The sequence below is a fragment of the Labrys sp. (in: a-proteobacteria) genome (assembly GCF_047605565.1).
GTDB lineage: Bacteria > Pseudomonadota > Alphaproteobacteria > Rhizobiales > Labraceae > Labrys > Labrys neptuniae.
Genome location: NZ_JASGFM010000006.1, coordinates 197,392 through 215,563 on the forward strand (window position 1 = coordinate 197,392; position 18,172 = coordinate 215,563).

The following is an 18,172-nucleotide window of genomic DNA, read 5'->3' on the forward strand; positions in this document are numbered from 1 at the left end:
GGCAGCAGCTGCGTGCGTTGCGACCCGAGGGGTCCACATCCGCCGCCAGGTTCTGATCGGTCGCTATGTCGCGGATTTTGCCTGTCTGCGTAGACGCCTGGTCGTCGAAGTCGACGGCAACCAGCATGCAATGCCTGAAGGGCTTGCCCGGGGTGGTATCCGCGATGCCTTCCTGGCAGAACGCGGGTTCAAGGTACTGCGCTTTTCGAACCATGACGTCGATCATGCGCTTGCCTCTGTGATCGATACGATCTTCGAGGCATTGCGCGGCCGGTGGGAGGAAGAGGAAGGGTGATCCCGCCCGACCTGATAAGGAGGGTCACCGACACAGCCCTATCGGAGTAAAGCGCCACTATCCTTCCCCGGCTTCGGGGAAGGTGTCGCCGCGGAGCGGTGACGGAAGGGGGAGAGTGGTGCTTCGAAAGCCATGGAATCCCAAGGCCGCGCCACTCTCCCCCACCCGGCCCGGCTGTGCCGGTCCCAGCGCACACAAACTGTGTGCGCGACCTCCCCGAAGTCGGGGAGGGATAGTCGCGCTTTATTTTGTGTGGTCCGCGATAGGCCGCCGCCCTCATTTGTCCTTCAACACCAGCGCGCTGGTCAGGTCGCCGAGGGGCTTCTGCTTGCGGGCGGCCATCGCGGTGTCGCGCACGGTGATGCCGTGCAGGGTCGGCAGCTCGAAGCGGCGCGTGATGAAGCGCAGGATCGAGGTGGTGTCCATCGGCGCATGGTCGACGAAGCCGCGGCGGGCATAGGGCGAGACGATGATCGCCGGGATACGCGAGCCGGGGCCCCAGCGGTCGCCCTTGGGCGGGGCGACGTGGTCCCACAGGCCGCCATTCTCGTCATAGGTGACGACGACGAGCATATGCGGCCATTGCGGGCTCTTCTCGAGATGAGCGATCACGTCGGCGATATGGGCATCGCCCGCCTGGATGTCGGCATAGCCCGAATGCTCGTTGAGGTTGCCCTGCGGCTTGTAGAAGGAGACTTGGGGCAGTTTGCCGGCGTCGATCGCCTTGATGAATTCGACGCCCGCCAGGCCGCCGTCGCGCAGATGCTCGGCCCGGGCCGGGGTACCCGGTGCGAAGCTGGCATAATAGTTCAGGGGCTGGTGGTGATACTGGAAGTTCGGGATCGGCGTCTTGTTGCCATGGTCGAGCACATCCTGCCAGGCGCCGCCATACCAGGCCCAGCTCACATGCTTGAGGCTGAGCAGGTCCCCGATGGTCGGTTCGGTCTGAGGCGGCAGCGTCGTCGGCTTGGCCGGATCGGCAAATGCCTTGTCGCCATCCTTGGCCGGCTCGTTGCCGCTCGGCTGATAGGGCGGCTGCATGGTATTCACGGCATAGAAATCAGGCGTGAGATTGCCATCGCCGGCAAATTTCGGGATGCCGTCCATTGCCGATTTCGGCGAATTGGCAGCTGCCTTGAGCGTCACCCCGTCGGGTTCGACCACGGCGATCGACGGCTTGGCCGGATTGGTGTCGGCATTGGGGTAATAGGGCGCGCAGGCGCACACCAGCCATTGATGGTTGAAGAAGGAGCCGCCGAAGCCGCCCATGAAGAAATTGTCGGCCAGCACGTATTTCTGGGCGACCTTCCACATGGCAGTTTTCGAGCCGTCCCACAGGCTGACCGAGAGGGCCCCTGAATCGGCATAGGCGACGAATTTGTCGTTGCGCCCGCCATTGATCTGCATCTGGTTCTGGTAATAGCGATGCCAGAGGTCGCGCGTGATGGTGCCGTAGCCGAGGTTGAAGCCCTTGGGGTCGTCCGCGTGGAAGGGACGGTTGGGCAGATGCTCGGTCTCGGCTTGGGTCACCGGCGGCGTCACCCCCTTGGCGGTCAGGCCTTCCCAGATCGGCGGCAATTCTCGGAAGGGCTTGCCGTCGCGATCACGCTGGATGCGGGCGGTCGCCGGTGCCTTCGCCACGCCATTGGCACCCGGAAAGCTGCCATAGAGATTATCGAAGCTGCGGTTCTCGGCATAGATCACCACCACGGTATCGATCAGCTTCAGGTCCTCGGACGCTCCAGGCGCAGGCTTGGCCTTCTGGCCGCCCGTGCCTTCGGCAGCCAGCGCCGATCCGAAGGCACCGATGGAAAGGCTCAACGCATACACGACCGCCGCCGATTTCATGCGCATCTGGGTCTCCTGCCTCGATTTGCTTGTTGCTATCGTCCCCCACAGCCCCTCATCTTAGCCGGGCCGGCTGAAGACGCCACCCCCGATCGCAATGAAGGAATGCAGCCATAAGCTTTCTTTGCAACAGACGTGTGAGGCAATGGGGCGTCGTCGTGGGGCTCGCCCTGCCGGTGCTGGCGATGACCTCGGTCCAGGCCGGCCAGGACGGGTCCCGCGCGATGTCGCGGGCACAGGTGCGCCAGCAGGCGCAGGCGCTCGGTGCTCTCGGCCGCACCCTCTTCTTCGACCCGTCCCTGTCGGGCTCGGGCAAGTTGGCCTGTTCCTCCTGCCACGATCCCGCCCATGCCTTCGGGCCGGTGAACGACCACGCGGTACAACTCGGCGGCGGCGACATGCATCAGCCGGGCATGCGCGCCGTACCTTCGCTGAAATATCTGCAGGTGGTGCCGCCCTTCACCGAGCATTTCTACGATTCCGAGGACGAGGCCGACGAAAGTATCGACAATGGTCCCACGGGCGGCTTGACCTGGGATGGGCGGGTCGATCGCGGGGCGGATCAGGCCAGGATTCCGCTGCTTTCGGATTTCGAGATGGGCAATCGGGATGGGGCGGAAGTGGCTCGCCGCGTGCTCGCCGCCGGTCATGGCAAGGCCATCGCCGCCATTGCCGGGCCGAAGGCGGCCGGCGACCCGGACCTCGTCTACAAGACGGCCCTGAAGGCGCTCGAGGTGTTCCAGCAGGACTACCGGACCTTCTATCCCTATTCGAGCAAATATGACGCGGTGCTCGCCGGCAAGGCCGAGCTCACGCCCCAGGAGGCACGGGGTCTCGATCTGTTCAACGCGGCCGACAAGGGCAATTGCGCCTCCTGCCACATCAGTCAGCGCGGCAATGACGGCACGCCGCCCCAATTCACCGATTACGGCCAGATCGCGCTCGCGGTGCCGCGCAACCCCGACATTCCCGCCAACAAGGATCCGGCCTATCACGATCTCGGCCTGTGCGGGCCGCTGCGCACCGACTTCCTGAAACGCGAGGATTATTGCGGCCTGTTCCGCACGCCGACCCTGCGCAATGTCGCCCTGCGCAAGACCTTCTTCCACAATGGCGCCATGCATTCCCTGCGCGATGCCGTGCGCTTCTATGTCGAGCGCGAGACCCATCCGGAACGCTGGTATCCGCGCAAAGCCGATGGCAGCATCGACAAATATGACGACCTGCCCGAGGCGGCGAAGGCGAACATCAACACCGATCCGCCCTTCGACCGCAAGGCCGGCGACGAACCGGCCCTGACGCCGGCCGAGATCGACGATGTCGTGGTCTTTCTCGGTACGCTGACCGACGGCTACGAGCCGGCAAAATGAAGGCTTGAGCCGAACTGGCAGCCCGGTTCCCGTTTGTTTGCGTCAGCTACCGGCCGACTTTGCCGGCAGCCCGAGCAGGCTCGCGACGGCCTCGGCGCCCTTGCCGGTGGCGGAAACCTCGCCATTGTCCCGGACCTCCAGTCCCGCGCCATTGGAGAAGCTGAGGGACCAGCCGTCATCGCTGCCGTTGCGGCGTCGATCGGTGAGTTCGATACCGGCCGCGGAAACCAGTGCAATGGCCTTGTCGACGTCCATGGTCGTCACCTCGTGCAAGCTGCCCCGGATCTTTCCCCTAGCCAGTTGGATCGCGAAGGCGAGGCAAGTCAAGGAGAAAGGGCCGACTCTGGGAGGTTGGGGCGTGCCATGCTACCGCAGCGGCATATCGAGTGTCGAAAGCGTCGGGATTTTCGGCAGGGGCCTATCGCCAGACGCCGATATTCGTGTCATGGCTGCGGCCGTTGCCCCTATCGGGCATGAGGCCTTTCTGCCGTGAGGAATCGATGCTGAAGACCAGCCTTAGTCTCGCTTTTGCCCTTCTGGTGAGCGCCGCCCAGGCCCAGACTCAGGCCCAGGACCCCGCGCCTGCCAAATCGCCGCTGCCCGGCGGGGCTTCCTCCATCCAGGAGAGCTATGAGGACTGGCGGGTGCTCTGCAATGTCGTCAACAATGCCAAGCAATGTGCGGTCCAGCAGGTGCAGAGCGACACCAAGACCGGCCAGCGCGTGCTGGCGGTCGAGCTGAACCCCACGGCCGATGGCGGCACCAGCGGCAATCTCGTGATGCCGTTCGGCCTGCAATTCGATGCTGGCGTGTCCCTCGCCTTGGATGCCGGGACCAGTGGCAAGCCGCTGAACTACAAGACCTGCATCCCGGCCGGCTGCCTGGTGCCGCTGGCGCTCGATGCCAACACCATCACGGCGCTCAAGGCCGGCAAGCAGCTCAAGCTCACGGCCAAGTCGGTCGACGACAGTGTGAAGCCGCTCGTCTTCACGGTCTCGCTCAAGGGCTTCGGCCCGGCCCTCGACCGGGCGGCCGCCATCCTGAAGTGAGATAATATCGACGGCCGCGATGTTTGACCCCCGCGTCATTGCGAGCTCTGCCAATCCGCAGGATTGGCATGGCGAAGCAATCCAGGAGGCATGACCGCCACGGTTTCCAGCTCTGGCTTGCTTCGCTACGCTCGCAATGACGGTACTTGAGCGGTCAAGCGTCAATACCGTTGGTATGACACCAAGTCGCGAGCCGCCCGTCAGACCCAGCCCTGCAATTCGCGCCCGACCACGTGCTCGAGCACGCGCTGGCCCTCGGGGCTGTCGTTCAGACAGGGCAGATAGGCGAAATGCTCGCCGCCATGGTGCTGGAAGATCTCCTTGTTCTCCTCGCCGAGTTCTTCCAGCGTTTCCAGGCAGTCGGCCACGAAGCCGGGCGCCACGATGGCGAGGCGCTTCACGCCCGATTTGGCCAACCCTTCTACGGTTTCGTCCGTATAGGGCTTGAGCCATTCCTCCTTGCCGAAACGGGACTGGAAGGTGATCTTGAAGCGGTCCTCGCTGAAGCCGAGCGCCTCGCGCAGGAGCCGTCCCGTCTTCATGGCAAAACAGTAATAGGGGTCGCCCTGGATCAGGTAGTTCTTGGGCACGCCGTGGAAGGAGGCGAGCAGCACCTCCGGCTCGAAGTCGAGCTTGGCGAGGGATTGGCGCACGGAGCTGGCAAGGGCTTCGATATAGACGGGGTCGTCATGCCATTGCGGCGCGATGCGCACGGCCGGCTGCCAGCGCAGGGTCATCAGGTGCTCGAAGGCCTTGTCGCAGACCGTGGCGCTGGTCGCCGCCGCATATTGGGGATAGAGCGGCACGATCAGGATACGGTCGCAGCCCTTGGTGCGCAGGGCGTCGATGCGCGAGGCGATGGAGGGATTGCCGTAGCGCATGGCAAAATCCACCGTGAGGCGCGAATCGGCGGCGAAGGTCTCGGCCAGCTTTTCGGTCTGGCGCCGGGTGATGACGAGGAGAGGCGAGGCGTTCTCGGCCTTGTCCCAGATCGAGGCATATTTGGCGCCGCTCTTGCCGGGGCGCGTCGTCAGGATGATGCCGTTGAGCAGCGGCCACCACAACAGGCGCGAGACTTCGATGACCCGCCGGTCGGACAGGAATTCCTTGAGATAGCGCCGCATCGGCCAGTAGGTCGGCGCGTCCGGTGTGCCCAAATTGACCAGGAGAACGCCGATTCTTCCGCTGGCCGCCACGGGATGATCCGCCGGAACGGGAAGGGCGCTTGCGAGGTGAGAAGTCATGCCGGGTCCTTTCCAGGCCTTTCAACAGGCTGGGCGTCCGGCTTGCAACAGATTTGTGCGCCGCGGCGGGCCGGCGCGACGCCATGGCGCTTTTCGATCGGGGAATCGTCAAAATCGCAAAGGCGTGTCTAAACAAGGCCCTGAAGGAAAACAGTAGAGCCGCTGCGATGCGCACTGCTTCGGGAAGCGCATTCCTACGAGCAATTCACTTGCAGGAACCGGCCAGCCCCGCTTATCCTCCCACCATGAGCACCGACGCCATCGAAATCCGTTTGGCTCGCCCGGACGACGCCCACGCCATCGCCGATGTGCATGACGCCGCTTGGCGTTATGCCTATCGTGGCGTGATTCCCGGCCGGGAGCTCGAACGCCTGGTCGAGCGGCGCGGTGCCAAATGGTGGCGCTATGCCATCGACCGCAAGACCCGCATCGTGGTGATGTCCTTTGGCGGCGTGATCGCCGGCTATGCCACCTATGGCCGCAACCGGGCCGTCGGCCTGCCCTATCAAGGCGAGATCTTCGAGCTTTATCTGCGTCCGGAATATCAGGGCATCGGCCTGGGCAAGCGGCTGTTCAACGCGGTGCGCCGCGATCTCAACGGTCACGACGTCAAGGGCATGGTGGTGTGGGCGCTGGCCGACAATGTGCGAGCCTGTGATTTCTACCGGCGCCTCGGCGGCGAATCCGTGGACAGCATGGTGGAGCGCTTCGGCGAGGTGAAGCTGCAGAAGATCGCTTTCGCCTGGGGCGCCTGAACCAGGCCTGGACTTTTCCGCCTCGTTGTCTCGTCCTGCCCGCGGTCCGTCGATTTCCGTCATGAGAGTCCGGCGGCCATCGATGAATGGCGCCTTGGTTGTCCTTCCGCTGGCAAGCAGGCCGGCGCGCCAAAGCCTGGCGCAAGCGGCGCTTCCGGCCCCCAGCCGCCCGTTACGCATTTGTAATCCTGGATCTGGCTACGCTGGCCAATAGAAAATCCGATGTCTAATTCGATGCTTGCCGGGAAGACGAAAGTTCTCCTCTCGTCATTCCGGAGAGGCCAGATGTCATTCTCGAAATAAACAGATTCGATTTATAGTTTTTAATAATTCTAATTCTAATCTAAAGAGTTTGACGGGAACTTCTCGGTGAGCCTAGAGATCGGGTGTTCAATCATCCCTTGGCTGAAGCCAACCGATAGAGGTTCTGATGAAAGTTTTCCTGCCGCATCGCCGTGCAGCGCTGGCCGGGGCCGTTGCCCTTGCCGCCGCCCTGATCGCTGCTCCCCTGGCCGCCCAGGCCGAGGATGCGGGTATCACGGTCTATAATGCGCAGCATGAAAGCCTGACCAAGGCCTGGGCCGAGGCTTTCACCAAGGAGACCGGCATCAAGGTGACGCTGCGCAATGGCGGCGACACCGAGCTCGGCAACCAGCTGGTGCAGGAGGGTGACAAGTCGCCCGCCGACGTCTTCCTCACCGAGAATTCGCCGGCGATGGTGCTGGTCGACAATGCCAAGCTGTTCGCGCCGCTCTCGACCGAGACGCTGGCCGAGGTGCCCGAGGCCTTCAAGCCCTCGCATGGCCGCTGGATCGGCATCGCCGCCCGCACCACCGTGTTCGCCTACAACAAGACCAAGCTGACCGAGGACAAGCTGCCGAAGTCCCTGCTCGACCTGGCTGATCCGGCCTGGAAGGGGCGCTGGGGCGCAGCGCCGGCCGGCGCCGATTTCCAGGCCATCGTCAGCGCCTTGCTGGCCCTGAAGGGCGAGGAAGCCACGGCGACCTGGCTCAAGGGCATGAAGGCCAACGTCAAGCCGTTCAAGAAGAATGGCATCGCCATGAAGGGCGTGAATGACGGCGAGGTCGAAGGTGCGATCATCTACCAGTATTACTGGTTCGGCGACCAGGCCAAGACCGGCGAGAATTCCAAGAACGTCGCGCTGCATTATTTCCGCAACCAGGATCCGGGCGCTTTCGTCAGCATCTCGGGCGGTGGCGTGCTCGCTTCCAGCAAGCACAAGAAGGAAGCCGAGGCCTTCGTGAAGTGGATCGCCGGCAAGGGCGGCCAGGAGATCCTCAAGACCGGCACGTCCTTCGAATACGCCGTCGGCAAGGATGCCGCTTCCAACCCCAAGCTGGTGCCCCTGGCCGACCTCAATGCGCCCAAGCTCGATCCGGCCCAGCTCAACTCCAAGAAGGTCTCCGACCTGATGACGGCGGCCGGCCTGCTTTGATAGACTCCGGGTGCGCGGGCGTCTCGCCCGCCTCCTCCTTTCTCGTGGGGCGCAGTGGTTTCAAGAACGGACGGGACGTCCGTGCACCCGGGGAACCCGCTATGGCGCCACCGTCGCAAACCTGACATCATCGCGCCTCCGGCTCTGCGCCGGAGGCCTTCGCATTTCAGGACACCTCGTGTCATCGTCGTCATCCCAGCCCGAAATCGGCAGTCTGCGCGTATCATCCCCCGGCTTCACCGGGCGTGACGCCGTTGCCTTGGCTGCGGTGCTGGTGTCCCTGGTCGCCCTGCTGCCGCTCGGTTTCGTGGTCTTCATCACCGCCCAGACGGGATGGCAGACCGTCTATGAACTGGTGGTGCGCCCGCGGGTCGGCGAATTGCTGGTCAATACCGTCCTGCTCGAGGCCGTCACCATTCCCATCGCCATCGTGCTGGCGGTGGCGCTGGCCTGGCTCACCGAGCGCAGCGACCTGCCGGGCGCACGCCTCTGGTCGTGGCTGGCGGTGGCGCCGCTCGGCGTACCGGCCTTCGTGCATTCCTATGCCTGGATCAGCCTCGTTCCGGGCATGCGCGGCCTGTGGAGCGGTGTGCTCGTCTCGATCATGGCCTATCTGCCCTTCCTCTATCTGCCCGTGGCGGCCCAGATGCGGCGGCTCGACCCGGCGCTCGAGGACGTGGCGGCAAGCCTGGGCCAGTCGCCCTCGCGCGTGTTCTTCCGGGTGATCCTGCCGCAATTGCGGCTGGCGATCTGCGGTGGCTCGCTGCTGGTCGGCCTGCACCTGCTCGCCGAATACGGCCTCTATGCCATGATCGAGTTCGACACTTTCTCGACGGCGATCGTCGACCAGTTCCAGTCGGCCTATAACGGCCCGGCCGCCAACATGCTGGCCGGCGTGCTGGTGCTCGCCTGCCTCGTGCTGCTGGGGCTCGAGAACCGGGTGCGCGGCCAGGAGCGCTATGCCCGCGTCGGTTCCGGCGCCGCGCGTCCGGCGGCCCGCGCCCGGCTCGGCCGTGGCACCCTGGTCTGGCTGGCACTGCCGCTCGGTCTCGCGCTCCTGTCGCTCGGCGTGCCGCTGCTGACGCTGGCGCGCTGGCTCTATCTCGGTGGCGCGGCCGCCTGGTCCTCCGATGACATCGGCTCCGCGCTCGGCCAGACGCTCGGCCTGGCCTTGCTCGGCGGAGCCGCCACCACATTGGCCGCCCTGCCGATGGCCTGGCTGTCGGTGCGCGCGCCGGGCCGCCTGCAGAAGGTGCTGGAAGCCTGCCATTATTATGTCGGCTCGCTGCCGGGCGTGGTGGTGGCGCTGGCGCTGGTGACGATCACGGTGCGCGTCGCCCTGCCGCTCTACCAGACCATGACGACCTTGCTGCTCGCCTATGGCCTGATGTTCCTGCCGCGGGCAGTGGTCGGGCTGCGGGCCAGCCTGGCGCAGGCTCCCGTCGAGCTCGAACGGGCCGCGATGGCGCTGGGGCGCCCGCCGCTGAAGGCGATCTGGCAGGTGACCATGCGCCTGTCGGCCCCCGGCGTCGCGGCGAGCATGGCGCTGGTCGCCCTCGGCATTACCACGGAGCTGACCGCGACCCTGATGCTGGCGCCCAACGGCACGGTCACCCTGTCGACGCGGTTCTGGTCACTGACCAACGACATCGACTATGTGGCGGCGGCGCCCTTTGCACTCTTGATGGTGCTGCTGTCGCTGCCTCTCACCCTCCTGCTCCACTACCAGTCCAGGCGATCGATCGGCCAATGAGTTTCCTGAGCATAGACAAGGCCGGCAAGCGCTATGGCGCCATGGTGGCGCTCGATGATGTCAGCCTGGAGGTCGCCTCGGGCAGCCGCACCGCCATCGTCGGCCCCTCCGGATCCGGCAAGACCACGCTGCTCCGGCTGATCGCCGGTTTCGAGGGACCGGATGCTGGCCGCATCGCCCTGAACGGCACCGTCCTGGCGGATGGTCCCGCCATCGTGCCCGCCCATCGGCGCGGCATCGGCTTCGTCACACAGGACGGGGCGCTCTTTCCCCACCTCACCATCGCCGACAATATCGGCTTCGGCCTGGAGCGGGGTGCGACGGGCCGGGACGACCGCATTCGCGCACTGATGCGTACCGTCGATCTCGATCCGCGCTTGCTGGAGCGCCGGCCGCACCAACTTTCCGGCGGGCAGCAGCAACGCGTGGCGCTGGCGCGGGCGCTGGCACGCCAGCCCAAGCTCATGCTGCTGGACGAGCCTTTCTCGGCCCTCGATACCGGCCTGCGCGAGGCAACCCGCAAGGCGGTGGCGGCGCTGCTGCAGGAAGCCGGCGTCACCACCATCCTGGTCACCCACGATCAGACCGAAGCGCTGTCCTTTGCCGACCAGGTCGCCGTGCTGCGCGAGGGCCGGCTGGTACAGGCCGGCGCACCGCACGACCTCTACCGCCGGCCGCGGGACCGCGAGACGGCGCTCTTCCTGGGCGAGGCCATCCTGCTCAAGGGGCAGGCCGGGGTCGGCTGGGTCGATTGCGTGCTCGGACGCCTCGCGGCCGGGACGCATGGCCAGCGGGGAGACATCGAGCTGATGCTGCGCCCCGAGCAGGTCAAGTTCACCCCAAGTGCGGACGAGGCCGCGCAGGGCTGCTTTGCCAGCGTGGTGGACGTCGAATTCGGTGGTGCCCTGCGGGCCGTGACGGTGCAGCTGGCCGATGGCAATCGACTCCGCATCAGCGGAACCGGCCTCGATCTGCCGCCGACCGGCACGCGCGTACGTTTGAGCGTGGCCGGACCGGCCCATGTCTTCGAAGCATAGATCGGTGTTGCCGCGCCGGCTTCCGTTGTGACGCTGCCGTGACGGGATGAGCCGTTTACTGTGTTTCTCGTGAAACCAGCATCATATTCTTGTGATCTTCGGGTTGAAACCCATGCGTGTTCCGCCTAAGGCTGCAGTCTGATCGGGGTCTGGAGGCATCCTGCGCCAGAGCCGGCCCAACCAGGATGTGATCTACGATGCGTATCGAAGCGATCTCGACCGGACGCAATCCGCCGCACGAGGTGAATGTCATTGTCGAAGTTCCCGTCGGTGGCGAGCCCATCAAATATGAGATGGACAAGGATTCCGGCGCGCTCGTGGTCGATCGCTTCCTCTACACGCCGATGCGCTACCCCGGCAATTACGGCTTCGTACCCCACACGCTGTCGGATGACGGCGATCCCATCGACGTCTTGATCGCCAATCAGCGCGGCATCATTCCCGGTGCCGTGATCGCCGTGCGCCCGGTCGGTGTCCTGAAGATGCGTGACGAGTCCGGCGGCGACGAGAAGATCATCGCCGTGCCCGTGCCGCGCCTGACCCGCCGCTACGAGAAGGTGCACAACTACACCGATCTGCCCGAGATCACCCTCAAGCAGATCGAGCACTTCTTCGAGCACTACAAGGACCTCGAGAAGAACAAGTGGGTCAAGGTCGAGGGGTGGGGCGACGCCAAGGAAGCCGAGGCGATGATCCTCGAGGCGATCGAGCGCTACAAGGCCAACAACAAGGGCTGAGCCCAGCCTTTGCATGAAGCGGACGGCGATCGGGCCGTCTTCTCTCCAGCACCTGTCAGTCTTCGGCAGGTGCCGTCACTTCACCGCGCCCATGGTCAGCCCCTGTACCACGAAGCGCTGGCCGAAGAACATCAGCACCAAAGCGGGGATGGTGGAGAGCACCGAGGCGGCAGCCATCTGGCCATATTGCACCTCGAACTGCTGGGCAAAGCGGGCGACGGCCACCGGCACCGTTGCGGTCGCGCGGTCCGTCAATGTCAGCGCGACCGAGAATTCGTTCCACGAGAACACGAAGGCCAGCACGCCCGCTGCAATCAGGCCGGGCGTGGTCAAGGGCAGCAGGATCCTCCAGAAGGCATCGATCTGGCGGCAGCCATCCACGCGGGCCGCATCCTCGAGCTCCTGCGGCAGCTCGCGGAAATAGGCCATCATCATCCAGATCGTCATCGGCAGGTTGAGGGCGATATGGGTCAGCACCAGGGCCGTCAGCGAGCTTGCCAGGCCGATCTGGCGGAAGATCAGGTACCAGGGGCCGACCAGGGTCAGGGTCGGCAGCATGTTGAAGATCAGCGTCCAGCCCAGGAACAGCCGGGAGACCCAGGGCTTCACCTGCAACCGGGTCAGCGCATAGGCGGCGAGCGTGCCGATCACCAGCACTGAGATCGTGGAGCTCGAGGCGACGATGAGGCTGTTGAGGATATTGACGGGAAAGTCCGAGCGCCTGGAATAGAGCACGTCGGCATAGTTGAAGCCGTTCGGCGCGAACAGCCAGCTTCCGCGCAGGATATCGATCTCGTTCTTCAGCGATTGCAGGGCGATCCACAGGAAGGGGGCGATGGTGATGAAAACGCCGAGGGCGATCAGGCCGTAGCCGATGGCTCGGGAGTGGCCGTGAAGCACCAGCATCAGCGTGGCTCCATGGCTTTGCCGGCACGCCGGCTGATCCATATGAAGCAGAGCAGCGCCAGGATGATCGCCAGCGACAGCATCGAGCCGTAGCCGAGCTGGTTCTCCTGGAAATAGACCTTGTAGAGATGAAGGCTGATGACCTCGGTGGCATTGCCGGGGCCGCCGGAGGTGAGCAGGAACACCTGGTCGAACACCTTGAAGGCCATGATGATGCGAAACAGCGCGGCCACCAGCAGCGGCGGCCAGATCAAGGGCACGATGATACGGGTGACGATGCCCCAATTGCCTGCGCCATCCAGCCTGGCGGCATCGATGATCTCCTTCGAGATGCCCTCGACCGAGGCGAACAGGATGAGGAAGACGAAGGGCGTCCAATGCCAGACGTCGACGATGATCACCGATATCAAGGCGAGGGAGCTCGAACCGAGCCAGTTGATCGGCTGCAGGCCAAGGGCGGTCACGGCCTGATTCAGCACGCCGAAATCGAGATTGTACATCAGCTTCCACATCGAGCCGATGGCCACGGGGGGCATCAGGACGGGCAGGATGAGGGTGGTCCGCACCAGTCCCTTCAGGCCGCTCAATGAAGAGACCAGAATGGCCAATGCCAGCCCGATCAGCATTTCCAGGCAGACGGCCGCCACGGCGAAGACGATGGTGTTGAGCAAGGCTCGCCGGAAGACCTCGTCTCCAGCGAGCTGGCGCAGATTATCCAGGGGCCGGAAGGTCCAGATTTCCCGCGCCTGTTCGAAGCGGATGTCGGCGAACGCCATCGCTATCAGGTTGAGCACGGGATAGATCGTCAAGGCGAGCAGGACCAGCATGGCCGGCCCCAGCATGAACCAGGCGAGGTGGCGGTCGACGAAATCGGACACACTTTCCCCTTTCCAGAATGGCGGCGCCTTTTTCACGGCAAGCCGCCTCCTCCCGTCCCCTGTGCGATTGCCAGGCTCATTCCGGCAAGGGTGGCAGCATGCCGGTCTTGCGGCCGTTCTTCTCGAAGAGGGCCTTCATTTCCCGGGCGATCTGGTTGAGGGCGGCGGCCGAACTCATCTCCCCGACCAGGGCCTGGTTGATGCGCAGGCCGACATTGTTGCTGATGGTGGTGCCTTCCGCATAGAAGAAGACTTGGCGGCCATGTTTCAGCGAGTCCTGATAGGCTGCCATCCAGCGAAACTCGGGCCGGTTTCTGAGGTCGGAGGAGAGCACGTCGCCGCGCACCGGAATGCCGCCGGCCTCGGCATAGGCATATTGCGCGCCATAGGTCAGGAACCATTTGGCGAAGGCCACCGCCCCTTTCTTGCCGGCTTCCGAGGCATTGGCGGGCACCGCCAGGATCAGGTTGCCGATGGCGATGCCGGGTTCCGCCTCGGCGCTCGCCTTGGGCAGGATGGCCGCATCGATCTGACCGACCACGGCGGACTTTCGGGGATCGTCGAAATTCGGGAAGGCCGCGACCACGGCATGCCCCTGCATGCCCTTGCCGGTCTGCATGAGCTGGATGACGTCGCCCTGGCCCAGGCTCGCATAATTGGCGGGGCCGCAATTCCGGCTCACCTCGATGAACTTGTCGAGCGCCGCCTTGGCCTGCGGGCTGTTGATCGTCACGGTGTAGTCGCCATGGGCAGGATCGGCCTCGGCCCTGGCGCCATAGCTGAGCATATAGGCCATCCAGTCATAGAAGATGCCGTTGCCCTTCTCGCCGCGCTGCAGATAGCCATAGGTGGCCGGTGGATTGTGCAACAGCTTGCAGTCGGCGAGCACCTCGTCGAAGGTCGCCGGCGGCTTGAGGCCCTTCTCCTTGAAGATGTCGCTACGATAATAATAGAGCTGGACGTTGCCGTTGGGCGAAAAGCCCATCACCTTGCCCGTGCTGCAATCGGGATATCGCTTCCCTGCGTCCCAGCAATTGCTGTCGCCATAGGTATAGGCTTCCTTCGGCCATTTGAAATCGGGGTCTATATCCGTGAATGGCGTCAGGAAGCCGCCTTCATAGAATTCTACCGCCGACAGGCCGTTCATGTTCACCAGGTCGAGCGGGCTGGTGCCGCCATTGCGCACGGCCGATCGGGCCTTTTCGAGCATGCCGTCAAAGGGCGTCACCTCGAGATTGACCACGTTGCCGGTCTGGTCCTCATAGAGCTCGACGACCTTTTCAAAGCCCTTGTACCAGGGCGAGGCATTGATCAGGACCGTGATCGGCGCCTGCTTGCCGACGTCCACGAAGGGGGCCTCGGCCTTTGCCGCGCTTGTGGCTGACATCGACAGGCACAGCACGGCGAGGATGGCGTGTTTGGCATGCCGATGGCTCATTGGAGTTCTCCCTTGTCAGCGCTCCGCCGGGAGCCTGCCGCAAGGCTCTGCCCGTGATCGGAACCGGCCCCGCTTCGGACTGCACGATAGGTACTGCCGTTGAGCTTGGAAAATGATATTGAGTGCACCTATCCATAACTTTCGGGAATGGCATGGACCGCAATCTCAAGGCTTTCCTGGCGGTGGCGAGGGAGGGCAATCTCACGGCGGCAGCCGAAAAGATCGGCCTGTCGCAGCCCGCGCTCACCAAGACCATTCGCCGACTGGAACTCGAATTCGGCAGCCAGATCTTCCATCGCACCACGCGCGGCATGGAGCTCACGGTTGCCGGCCGGAAATTGCTCGAACGCGCGCGGGCGATCGAAACCCATCATCGGCACGCCCGCGAGGAGATCCGGGCGCTCGGCAAGGGCAGCGTCGAGATGTTCACCATCGCGGCGGGCATGTCCTACCAGATGGCGATCGCCCCGGACCTCGTAAAAAGGCTGAGTCTCGAATTCCCGCAGACGCGCTTCACCCTCGACTACAACTTGGCCGATACGACCTTTCCGCAACTGCTGGAGGGACGGGTGGACCTGCTGCTCGGCATCCTGCGCGGCGAACCGCCGGAGGGTATCGAGACCCGACAATTGTTCAATGTCGAGATGTGCGTCTATTGCTGCAGCGACGATCCGCTGGCGCAATCGGACAGCATCGCCGCCCGCGACCTCAGCGATCGCCGCTGGATCGTCTACAAGCGCGACGGCACCGTGGTCGAACGCCTGAAGACCTATTTCCGCGACAGGCGGCTGCGCTCGCCCGAGATCGTCATGGAAGTGGAGACGCTGGCGGCAAGCTTCCGGATCATCAGCGGGACCTCCTATTTCACCCTGGCGCCGGTGCAGGTCGAGGCTATGGCCAAGGCCGCCGGCCTGAAGAAGCTCCTGTTCGAAGACCCGTTCTGGCGTTTTCCCTCAGGTGCCTGCTTTCGCCGCTCGACCAGCGAGTTTCCGATCCTCGCCCGCTCGCTCGACCTGCTTTCGCAGTTGGTGGACGAGCAGGGAACGCCGGTATGAGTCAGACCAAAGCGCGCTTAAACGGAAACGCTGCTTTGCTCTGGCTCATGAGTTCGGCGCGTCTTTGCGATCCTTGGCGATTCCGCCAAACCGCAGACGCTCCCGGCTTTCGGGCCGTTGCGATATTCCATCAAGTTATGGTGGGGGTAAGTTAATATCATTTTTCGGGCCTGAACCGAGCCGCTAAACCATCCCTACGGCCTTCGCCTCCTGCCAGGACGGCGAGCCAAAAAGTGGGCGGATGGGAGCGAGACCTGATGAGAAAGCCGAATGTCGTGGTCTTCTTCACGGACCAGCAGCGCCACGACACCACGGGTGTGCATGGCAATCCGATGGGTCTGACCCCCCATTTCGACCGGCTCGCCCGGGCAGGGACGCATCTCTACAATTCCTTCACCAGCCAGCCTCTTTGCGGGCCGGCGCGCTCCTCGATGCAGACAGGGCGCTTTGCCACGCAGACCGGCGTATTCCGGAACGGAATTCCCTTGCCCGATGACGCCGTCACCATCGCCAGGGAATTCGCCCGCAACGGCTATGACACCGGCTATATCGGCAAATGGCATCTGGGCGACACCGATCCCGTGCCCAAGCATGAGCGCGGCGGCTATCAGAACTGGCTTGCGGCCAACCTGCTGGAATTCGTGTCCGACGCCTATGATGCGGTGCTGTTCGATACCGAAGACAAGCGCCGCAAACTGCCGGGATACCGGATCGACGCGCTGACCGATGCCGCCATCCGCTATTGCGACGAGCACCAGGACAAGCCCTTCTTCCTGTTCGTTTCCTTCCTGGAGCCGCATCACCAGAACCACGTCGACGACTATCCCCCGCCCGACGGCTACCGGGAGGCCATGGCCGCCAGCCAGTGGACGCCGCCGGATCTCGTCGGCCTGCAAGGGAGCAGTGCCTGGCACCTGAGCGGCTATTACGGCATGGTGAAACGTCTCGACGAGGCCTTCGGCCGGCTCGTCGATGCCCTGAAGAGCCTGGACCTGCTCGACGATACCATCGTGATGTTCACCTCCGACCATGCCTGCCATTTCAAGACGCGCAACAGCGAATATAAGCGCTCCTGCCATGAGAGCGCGATCCGCGTGCCGAGTATGATCACCGGGCCGGGTTTCATGTCGGGCGGCCAGGTACGGGCCCTGTTCAGCACCATCGACGTCGCCCCCACCCTGCTCGATGCCGCCGGCCTCGACATACCCACCACGATGGAGGGGCGCTCGATCATGCCGGTCATCCGCGACGCCCGGCAGCCCTGGCGGCAGGACGTCCTCATCCAGATCAGCGAGACGGAGACCGGGCGGGCGCTGCGCACGCATCGCTGGAAATATGGCGTGACCTCCGAATACGACCAGGAAGCCCCCCGCTCGGATGTCTACCGCGAAAGCTATCTCTACGACCTCGAGAACGACCCCTACGAGATGGTGAACCTCGTCGGCATGACGGCTTTCCGCGCCATATCGGACGATTTGAAAGCCCGCCTGCTTGCCTGGATCGCCGAGGTCGAGGAGGGGCATGCGCCCGAAATCCTCGACGCGCCCGCCCGGTATTCCCGCCAGTACAGGCTGAAGCCGCAGGATCTGATCGGCTTTGCCGATCCCGAGCGGGACGTCGATCCGATCAAGCCTTGAGGGTGCCGGCTGCGCCTTCCTCCTGCGCCATCACGGCCAGATAGGCTGCCTGCAATTCGGCCAGGACCGAGCGGGCGGGCGCAGGCGTGCCCAGATGCAAGGCCCGCAATTCTTCCATGAAAGCCTCCCACAGCGGCGGGCCGCCCTCCTCCAGCAATTGCGCGCGGATAGACAAGGGGCGCGAGACCGGCGTGTATCGGCGGCCCCAGGCACCCATATGCGCCAGCAGCGGCACCAGCTGGATGGATGGCTCCGTCAGGCTGTAGATCGCCTTCTGCTTATGGCTGGGATCGTCGCGCCGGCTGAGCAGGCCGACCTCGACCAGCCGCTTCAGCCGGTCGGCCAGGATGTTGGAAGCGATCTTCTCCTCCGAATGGGTCAGGAGTTCGCGATAGTGCCGGCGGTTGCCGAACATCACGTCACGGATGACGATCAGGCTCCAGCGGTCGCCCAGCATTTCCAGGGTCAGGTTGATCGGACAGCCCGACCGATAGGCCATGTTCATCGTCGCACTCCCAGGCAGATCCCTCTTGATCGGCCTGCGGGGCGCGATCGAGAAAGGCCTGCAAGATATCAAACAGGGGCAGCCCATCTCGATGAGGCCCGCGAATGACCCTCGTCGAGATGGGCAGCCTGGAGCAAGGCTCGTCCGCTCCGGCTCGTGGTTTCCAAGCCAATGCCACGCATGGGCCGGAGTATCCTTGCGCCGCCTCA

General features: G+C 64.1%; 17 protein-coding genes. 10 read left to right on the forward strand and 7 right to left on the reverse strand.

Annotation, left to right across the window (positions count from 1 at the left end):
• The first annotated feature begins 37 nt into the window (after positions 1–37).
• Positions 38–295 carry an endonuclease domain-containing protein gene (locus QM672_RS08890; protein ID WP_415082059.1) on the forward strand — a complete coding sequence of 86 codons (258 nt, stop codon included), beginning with the start codon at positions 38–40 and terminating at the stop codon, positions 293–295.
• 276 nt (positions 296–571) lie between these two features.
• On the opposite strand, the gene QM672_RS08895 is transcribed toward QM672_RS08890, so the two are convergent.
• Entirely contained in the window at positions 572–2,149 is a 1,578-nt protein-coding gene (locus QM672_RS08895; protein WP_415082018.1) for an acid phosphatase, read from the reverse strand.
• 179 nt (positions 2,150–2,328) lie between these two features.
• On the opposite strand from QM672_RS08895, the gene QM672_RS08900 reads away from it, so the two are divergent.
• Positions 2,329–3,513: a cytochrome-c peroxidase gene (locus QM672_RS08900; protein ID WP_415082061.1), complete on the forward strand. Its 1,185-nt coding sequence runs from the start codon at positions 2,329–2,331 to the stop codon at positions 3,511–3,513.
• Positions 3,514–3,555: 42 nt separating this feature from the next.
• Here the strand turns inward: QM672_RS08900 and QM672_RS08905 are convergent, their stop codons facing one another.
• Positions 3,556–3,768 carry a hypothetical protein gene (locus QM672_RS08905; protein ID WP_311933973.1) on the reverse strand — a complete coding sequence of 71 codons (213 nt, stop codon included), beginning with the start codon at positions 3,766–3,768 and terminating at the stop codon, positions 3,556–3,558.
• 245 nt (positions 3,769–4,013) lie between these two features.
• Here QM672_RS08905 and QM672_RS08910 point away from each other — a divergent pair, with 245 nt between their 5' ends.
• Positions 4,014–4,562: an invasion associated locus B family protein gene (locus QM672_RS08910; RefSeq protein ID WP_311933972.1), complete on the forward strand. Its 549-nt coding sequence runs from the start codon at positions 4,014–4,016 to the stop codon at positions 4,560–4,562.
• A 200-nt stretch (positions 4,563–4,762) separates the two neighbouring features.
• On the opposite strand, the gene hemH is transcribed toward QM672_RS08910, so the two are convergent.
• Entirely contained in the window at positions 4,763–5,806 is a 1,044-nt protein-coding gene (gene hemH, locus QM672_RS08915; protein WP_415082021.1) for a ferrochelatase, read from the reverse strand.
• 245 nt (positions 5,807–6,051) lie between these two features.
• Here hemH and QM672_RS08920 point away from each other — a divergent pair, with 245 nt between their 5' ends.
• From QM672_RS08920 to ppa, 5 genes are all read left to right on the forward strand, one after another.
• Entirely contained in the window at positions 6,052–6,561 is a 510-nt protein-coding gene (locus QM672_RS08920) for a GNAT family N-acetyltransferase (protein WP_311934232.1), read from the forward strand.
• Between the two features lie 430 nt (positions 6,562–6,991).
• Entirely contained in the window at positions 6,992–8,017 is a 1,026-nt protein-coding gene (locus QM672_RS08925; RefSeq protein WP_311933970.1) for an iron ABC transporter substrate-binding protein, read from the forward strand.
• A 205-nt stretch (positions 8,018–8,222) separates the two neighbouring features.
• Positions 8,223–9,770: an ABC transporter permease gene (locus QM672_RS08930; RefSeq protein ID WP_415082063.1), complete on the forward strand. Its 1,548-nt coding sequence runs from the start codon at positions 8,223–8,225 to the stop codon at positions 9,768–9,770.
• Complete coding sequence (locus QM672_RS08935) at positions 9,767–10,807, forward strand: ABC transporter ATP-binding protein (protein WP_311933969.1); 1,041 nt, start codon at positions 9,767–9,769, stop codon at positions 10,805–10,807. Before QM672_RS08930 ends, QM672_RS08935 begins: the two co-directional genes overlap by 4 nt.
• A gap of 197 nt (positions 10,808–11,004) precedes the next feature.
• Positions 11,005–11,544 (forward strand): inorganic diphosphatase, encoded by a 540-nt coding sequence (ppa, locus tag QM672_RS08940; protein WP_311933968.1) that lies wholly within the window; start codon positions 11,005–11,007, stop codon positions 11,542–11,544.
• Positions 11,545–11,619: 75 nt separating this feature from the next.
• Here ppa and QM672_RS08945 read toward each other — a convergent pair whose 3' ends face one another.
• The 3 genes from QM672_RS08945 to QM672_RS08955 form a co-directional block, all read right to left on the reverse strand.
• Positions 11,620–12,450, reverse strand: coding sequence for a carbohydrate ABC transporter permease (locus QM672_RS08945; protein WP_415082024.1), 831 nt, complete (start codon positions 12,448–12,450; stop codon positions 11,620–11,622).
• Entirely contained in the window at positions 12,450–13,328 is an 879-nt protein-coding gene (locus tag QM672_RS08950; protein WP_415082026.1) for a carbohydrate ABC transporter permease, read from the reverse strand. The genes QM672_RS08945 and QM672_RS08950 overlap by 1 nt, the downstream gene beginning before the upstream one ends.
• A gap of 76 nt (positions 13,329–13,404) precedes the next feature.
• A complete protein-coding gene (locus QM672_RS08955; protein ID WP_415082028.1) occupies positions 13,405–14,766 on the reverse strand; it encodes an ABC transporter substrate-binding protein in 1,362 nt (453 codons plus the stop codon).
• A gap of 152 nt (positions 14,767–14,918) precedes the next feature.
• Here QM672_RS08955 and QM672_RS08960 point away from each other — a divergent pair, with 152 nt between their 5' ends.
• Together QM672_RS08960 and QM672_RS08965 are read left to right on the forward strand one after the other, a co-directional pair.
• Complete coding sequence (locus QM672_RS08960) at positions 14,919–15,821, forward strand: LysR family transcriptional regulator (RefSeq protein ID WP_311933964.1); 903 nt, start codon at positions 14,919–14,921, stop codon at positions 15,819–15,821.
• Between the two features lie 257 nt (positions 15,822–16,078).
• Entirely contained in the window at positions 16,079–17,458 is a 1,380-nt protein-coding gene (locus tag QM672_RS08965) for a sulfatase-like hydrolase/transferase (RefSeq protein WP_415082031.1), read from the forward strand.
• Here QM672_RS08965 and QM672_RS08970 read toward each other — a convergent pair.
• Entirely contained in the window at positions 17,448–17,963 is a 516-nt protein-coding gene (locus QM672_RS08970) for a helix-turn-helix domain-containing protein (RefSeq protein ID WP_311933962.1), read from the reverse strand. The two genes, QM672_RS08965 and QM672_RS08970, sit on opposite strands and share 11 nt — an antisense overlap.
• Between the last annotated feature and the right edge of the window lie 209 nt (positions 17,964–18,172).